This is a genomic window from Streptomyces sp. NPDC006879, from assembly GCF_042869595.1.
Classification (GTDB): Bacteria; Actinomycetota; Actinomycetes; order Streptomycetales; family Streptomycetaceae; genus Streptomyces.
On record NZ_JBIAGC010000015.1, the window covers coordinates 127,084 to 133,257 of the forward strand.

5 protein-coding genes are annotated in these 6,174 nt (G+C 70.1%); 3 read left to right on the forward strand and 2 right to left on the reverse strand.

Features of this window, described 5'->3' with window-relative positions:
* The first annotated feature begins 291 nt into the window (after window positions 1-291).
* A complete protein-coding gene (locus ACFYMC_RS14855) occupies window positions 292-495 on the forward strand; it encodes a cold-shock protein (RefSeq protein ID WP_388524108.1) in 204 nt (67 codons plus the stop codon).
* Between the two features lie 335 nt (window positions 496-830).
* On the opposite strand, the gene ACFYMC_RS14860 is transcribed toward ACFYMC_RS14855, so the two are convergent.
* Entirely contained in the window at window positions 831-2,663 is a 1,833-nt protein-coding gene (locus ACFYMC_RS14860) for a lytic transglycosylase domain-containing protein (RefSeq protein ID WP_388524111.1), read from the reverse strand.
* 381 nt (window positions 2,664-3,044) lie between these two features.
* On the opposite strand from ACFYMC_RS14860, the gene ACFYMC_RS14865 reads away from it, so the two are divergent.
* A complete protein-coding gene (locus tag ACFYMC_RS14865) occupies window positions 3,045-4,106 on the forward strand; it encodes an AraC family transcriptional regulator (protein WP_388524113.1) in 1,062 nt (353 codons plus the stop codon).
* A 256-nt stretch (window positions 4,107-4,362) separates the two neighbouring features.
* A complete protein-coding gene (locus ACFYMC_RS14870; RefSeq protein ID WP_388524116.1) occupies window positions 4,363-5,556 on the forward strand; it encodes a lipase family protein in 1,194 nt (397 codons plus the stop codon).
* 43 nt (window positions 5,557-5,599) lie between these two features.
* Here the strand turns inward: ACFYMC_RS14870 and ACFYMC_RS14875 are convergent, their stop codons facing one another.
* Window positions 5,600-6,079, reverse strand: a complete 480-nt coding sequence (locus tag ACFYMC_RS14875) for an alpha/beta hydrolase (protein ID WP_388524119.1) — start codon at window positions 6,077-6,079, stop codon at window positions 5,600-5,602.
* Window positions 6,080-6,174: the final 95 nt, after the last annotated feature.

The following is a 6,174-nucleotide window of genomic DNA, read 5'->3' on the forward strand; positions in this document are numbered from 1 at the left end:
GTCGTGAGACTAGTCGCGCTCGGGGGCACGCCTGGGACCCGGGTCCGGTGAAGTACCGGGAACATCTGGAAGAACGTTCGTCAAGCCTCTAAGGCGCATGTCAGACGTCTGGGTGAAGTGATCTCTCCCTCTACCCTCTCGCGCACTCTGCGTGCTAGGCTCGACGCAAGTTGCAGTTTGGTTTCCCTTGCAGTACAGAGCCTGCGGAGCATGTGACCCGCAGGCTTTTGTAGTTTTCAGACTTCTTCGTGGGTTCTGGAGCAGGGCAACCCTTTGGCCCAAGGAGGGCTTATGGCTACCGGAACCGTGAAGTGGTTCAACGCTGAAAAGGGCTTCGGCTTCATCGCCCAGGACGGCGGCGGCCCGGATGTCTTCGTCCACTACTCCGCGATCAACGCGGCTGGTTTCCGCTCCCTGGAGGAGAACCAGACCGTGAACTTCGACGTCACCCAGGGCCCGAAGGGCCCGCAGGCTGAGAACGTCACCCCGGTCTAAGTTGCCCGGGCCGACCGGATCGCGGTCGAAGTAGCAGTACCCAAGGAGCCTTCTCCCCGCCTCGGCGGAGGGAAGGCTCCTGCCTTTTTCTGGGTCTTACTTTCCGATCAGCGACCTATCTTTTTCGGACACCCTGCGGGCCACACGACCCCGGAACGACTCGGGAGCCCGGCCGAAATATCCGGCAGGGCTCCCGTGTTGAGGTGAAACTCCGCCTCCGGGACAAGCGCGCCGTCCCTCATGCGTGCCGCGAACGCATGTGGCAATACCAAGCGTTCCGGCTTCATAAGCACAGCTGACGATTGCGGCGGCCAGGGCCACCGCAATCCGCGACTTCAGCCCTCGGTTGTTTCCTGAGCGGCAGCCTTCGAAGTACCCGAGGATTCAGGGTCCTCCGCGGGGTCCTCGGCCTTCGCGCCCCTGGAGGTGTCCGCTTCCTTCGGGGTCCCGTCAGCGACCGGGTCCGAAGGAGTCGCAGCGGGGTCGGGCGTGACCGGCGGCTCCGGGTCGGGAACCGGCTGCGGGTCGACCACGAGGTCGAGGACCAGCTCGACCCCCCCAGCGGTGCGCAGGCGCAGCTGGAAGGTCCCCACCTGGTCGCCCGCGAAGACATCGGGCAGGGTCAGCTTGCCCTCCCCGTCCGTCACGGGCAGCTTCAGGCTTCGTACGGCCTTGCCTTCGGCGCCCTCGAAGTACGGGCCGGTCTTCGCCGGAACGTACTTCCCCTCCTCGTCCTTCTCCAGCACGGTCGCCTCGAGTTCTTCGCCGGCCACCGGCTTGCCCTCGTCGGTGGCGAGAACACTCACGGGCTCGGTGAATCGACCGCCCGCGACGGCCGACAGGTCGCCTTCGCCGACCCGGGCCAGGCGGTCCGTGACGGGGGCGGGCTGCGGGGTGACCTTCGCGTCGAAGCGGACGGTGAACTCGTTCGCCGCGTACACGGTGGCGCGCAGTCGGAAGCCGCCGTCCTCGGGCCCGGCGAGTTCGCCCGCCTTGAGGGTCGGGGCGGTGGCCAGGCCCACGGAGTTCGTGCGGACCACGGCATGCGTCTTGCCGGTGCTGAAGCGCGAACCCGTGTCGTCCTGCTCGATCTCGAAGATCACGACTTGGTTGACCGCCGGCTTGCCGTCGCCGAGCACCGCCTTGACCTGCGGGCGCACGGCGAAGTTCTGCCCGGCCCGCGCCGTCAGCTCAGCAGCACCGACCCGCTGAAGCTCCGTCACCTCGGGTGCCGGCTTCGGAGCCTCGGGCTTGGGCTTGGGCTTCTCGGGCTTGGGTTGTTCCGGCTTCGGCTTCTCGGGCTTGGGCTGTTCCGGCTTGCTCGGCGGGGTCGGCTTGCTCGGCGGGGTTACCGGCGGCGTGACCGGAGGAACGACCGGAGGGACAACCACCGGTGGGTTGACCACCGGCGGGTTCGGGATGTCGTTCGCGCCGTTGTTCTGGTACTGCCGCATGTAGGCGAGCACCGTGTTCACGTAGTCGCGCGAGTTGTTGTAGCTGAGGACCGCCCGGTCGAGGTCGCCCGGGTCGGCGAGGTCCCGGTCGCCCGCACACAGGTACAGACCGGCCCCGAGGGCGGCGTCGTAGATGTTGTTGGGGTCGCGCTTGCCGTCGCCGTTACCGTCCGCGCCCCAAGTGGCCCAGGTGGAGGGGATGAACTGGAGTGGCCCGATGGCCCGGTCGAACTCGGGGTCCGCGTCGAACTCGCCCTTGTCGGTGTCGAGGATGCGCGCGAAGCCGTTGCCGTCCAGGCGGGGGCCGCGGATCGGCTTCTCGGTGGACCCGTCCGCCTTTAGACCGTAGCCCGAGGCATGTACGGATTCCACCCGACCTATGCCGGCGATGAGTTCCCAGGGCAGGTGGCAGCCGGGCAGGGCGGCGGTGACCGAGGTGGCGGCTCGCCGGTAGGCGTCCAGGGCGGTGCCCGGGATGCCGGCGGAACCCTCCGGAGTGATCACGGGCGGGGTCCCGCCGGGCACGACACCGGGATTGCCGGCCAGGTCGGGAAGGTCCAGGCGGGCGTTGCCACGGTCCTGCGCCTGCGGGCTGTCGGGCGTGGGTTCGGACTCGCCGGCGTCGGCGAGCGGCGGGTTGGTCACCACAGCGGCGGTGGTCAGGCTCGCCGCGAGCGCGGCGGTGCAGAGCACCTGGCGTGACGTGGTGATCATGTGGCGGCGTAGAGGCTTCACAGTACGGCGGTCCCCCCGAGGCTTACAGGCCGGTCAAGCCGTGAATGGGTCAGGTTTATCAGGTCAGACGGGGGGAGTCGCCAGGCACCCCCTGTTCCGCGACCGACTGTTCGTTTGTACGACGATCCGCCCGGCGATATCAGGGGTTCCGGGGTATTTACTGGGGGATCTCCCGCAACCACGGCGGCGCACGACGACACCTGCGGCGCCGCGACCGCGGTGAAGGCACCGGCGAGCGCACGCTCGACCCGCACCACTCGCGCCTCAACGTCCGCAGCCGGACGCGGACACCACCGTCGCCCGACTGCTGGTGGTGCGCTCCCGGTTCGAGCAGCACCCCAGGAGGGCTACCGTCACAGGATGCGGAGGCAGCCGACCATCACCGTGCACCAGGTGCGGGCTGTGCTCGCCGGTGCCTACCGGCACGGAATCGACCCCGTGCCGCTGCTCCAGGCCGCGCAGATCCCGCCCCTGCTCCTGGGGGACGACCGGGCGAGGATCACATCCACCCAGTTCTCCCGGCTCTTCCGAGCGCTGTACCGGAGCACGGGGGACGAGTTCCTCGGTCTGGCCTCGGCGCCCAGCCGTCCGGGTACCTTCGCGATGATGTGCTACGCCGTGCTGGGCTGCCGGGACCTGGGCGGTGCGATGGCGCGGGGGATCGACTTCTACCGACTGTTCCCCAGCGGGCCGGACCTGGAGTTGCGGGTCGAGGACGGCCGGGCCCACTTCTACGTCCGCAACGAACTGGCCGGGGACGAGGGGCGGTTCCTCACCGAGTGCATGCTGATCGTCTGGCACCGGTTGTGCAGCTGGCTCATCGGCCGGCGCATCACCCTGAGACAAACGCAGTTCGTGCACCCATCGCCCCCTCACCGCGACGAGTACCAGGTGTTGTTCGGCTGCCCTGTGCGGTTCGGGGAACGGCACAGCGGCGCCACCTTCGACCCGGGGTGGCTCTCCGCGCCGCTCGTGCGGGACGAGGTGGAGGTGGACCGGATGCTGCGGCGGGCACCTTTCGACCTGCTGAGCCGACGTGCCTACGGCACCACGGTGGCCGAGCAGGTGCGGCGGGCCCTCGTGCAGCGGTTGCGCGGTACGCCCCGGCTACCGACGCTGCCGGAGGTGGCGGAGAGGCTCGCGGTCAGCCCGGCGACGTTGCGGCGGCGGCTGAACCAGGAGGGGACCTGTTTCCGGCAGCTGAAGGACCAGGTGCGCCGCGACGCCGCGATCGCGGGACTGGCCGAGGGCGGGGAGCCGATCGCCGAACTCGCCGCGCGGCTGGGGTTCTCCGAGGACACCGCTTTCCACCGGGCGTTCCGGCGGTGGACCGGCACCACCCCGGGTGCGTACCGGACGGGGAGAGCCACCGGGGGGCCGGCACGGACTGCGGAGGAACCACGGGGGCGCCAAGAAGTGTGAGGCGCAGCCAGCAAAGCTGAGCTACGCGGTCAGCCCGGAAACTGCCCGCCGGTCACTACCTTCGGCTCACCCCGGTCTGTTCCGGGCGATCTCCTCGGGCCCGCGATGGCAGCCGTGGCACCTCGTCGTGGCCTCCCGGTCACCCGAGCACGTCCAGAACGGGGGCGAGCCCGCGCCGTGCGATGCGCCGCACCCCACGCCGTGAAGGATCGCCCGGGCCAGGCCCACCCCGCCTGGGACCCTCGGGAGAGCCGCCATGCAGACCCGCTTCCACGCACCCCCCAATCCCCGCCGTACCCGGGCCCGGCACGGCTTCCTCGCCGTACTGGCAGCCCTGACGCTGGCCGTAACCGCCGTGCCGGCGACAGCGAGCGCAGCAAGCACGCCGGCCTCCGGTCCCGGCGAGCTCCTCGGCTTCGCCCCGTCGGCCCTTCATCCGCTGCCCGGCCAGTGGACCAACACGCGCGCCTGGAAGATCGAGTACCGCTCCACCACCGCGGACGGACACCCCGACACGGTCAGCGGAACCGTCATCGTTCCCCAGGACGGCAGGACCGCGCCCCGCCCGCTGATCACCTACGCGGTGGGCACGGTCGGTCTCGCCGACTCCTGCGCGCCGAGCGCCAACTTCCCCCGGGGCACGGCCCTGGAAGCCAACCTCATCCAGAAACTGACCCAACGCGGCTGGGCCGTGGCCGTCACCGACTACGAAGGGTTGGGCACTCCCGGCGACCACACCTACACCGTCGGGCGCTCCGCCGGCCGGGCCATGCTCGACGCGGCCCGGGCCGCCCAACAGTTGCCGGAGGCCGGGCTGAGCGCCGACGGACCAGTGGGGATCATGGGCTACTCGCAGGGTGGGCAGGCCGCCAGTTGGGCAGCGGAACTGCACGGCAGCTATGCGCCCGAGCTCAAGGTGAAGGGGACCGCGGCCGGCGGGGTGCCCGCCGACCTGATGCGGGTGGCGGCCTCCAACGACGGGTCCTACGGCTCCGGCCTGATCTTCATGGCGGCGGCCGGGCAGGATGCCGCCTTCCCCGAACTGGACCTGGACTCCTACCTCAACCCGGCGGGAAGGGTCCTCGTTGACTACTTCCGCACGCACTGCGTGGCGGTCGATGCCGCGCTGGGCTCCTTCAAGCGGATCTCCGACCTCACCACCCGCAACCCGCTGGAGCAGCCGGACTGGCAGCTGCGGCTGGACGGGTCCACGCTGGGGCGGACCGCCCCGGACCACCCCGTGTACCAGTACCACGCGCTGGCCGACGAGCTGATCCCCTACGGGGTGGGACGGCAGTTGCGCAACGACTGGTGTGCCCGTGGGGCCACCGTGAACTGGTCGACGGTCTGGATCGGTGAGCACGTCAGCGGCGCGATCACCGAGGCGAACCGGGCCGGCGACTGGCTGGCGGATCGGTTCGCCGGACGGACCGTGCGCGGCAACTGCTGAGGGGCGCCCTCGGCCCGAACGCCCGGGCCGGCCCCGTCGGCCGTCACTGGTCGGCGGGGCAGGACCGGGTACCGGAGGGCAGCCTTCCGTCGATGAGGAACGCGTCCACGTGCCCGCGGACGCAGGGGGAGGCGGAATAGGCGCCGTGGCCCTCACCCCGATAGTCCAGGACCACCGCGGCCGGGCCGAGCCTGGCCGCGGTCTCCTCGGTCCAGCGGTAGGGCGTGGCGGGGTCGCCGCGGGTGCCCACCAGCAGCATCCGCGGAGCGCCCTTCGGAGGGGGGAAGGTGCGCAGGTAGTCGGTGCCGGCCGGCCTGCCGTAGCAGGAGAGCAGGGTGCCTAACTTGATCTTTAACCTCTGCGGCGTGGGCGAGGAGTCGTTGACTTCTTCGTTTTCGGTTTCGTGGTGTCGGGTTTGCGGACTGTGTGCACGTCGTGTCGTGGGGTGGGCCGAGTGTTCTTGCGGCCTGGTGGCCTGCCGGGGCCGGGGCGGGAGGGTTTCGGTGCACCGCCCGAAGACCACGAGGCTGTCGCACGACTTCCCTCAGTCGGGAGTCAAGAGCGATTCGCTGTTCGGTGCCGAAGTCTGCGGGGACAGCGGAATCTTGCCTGGTGGGG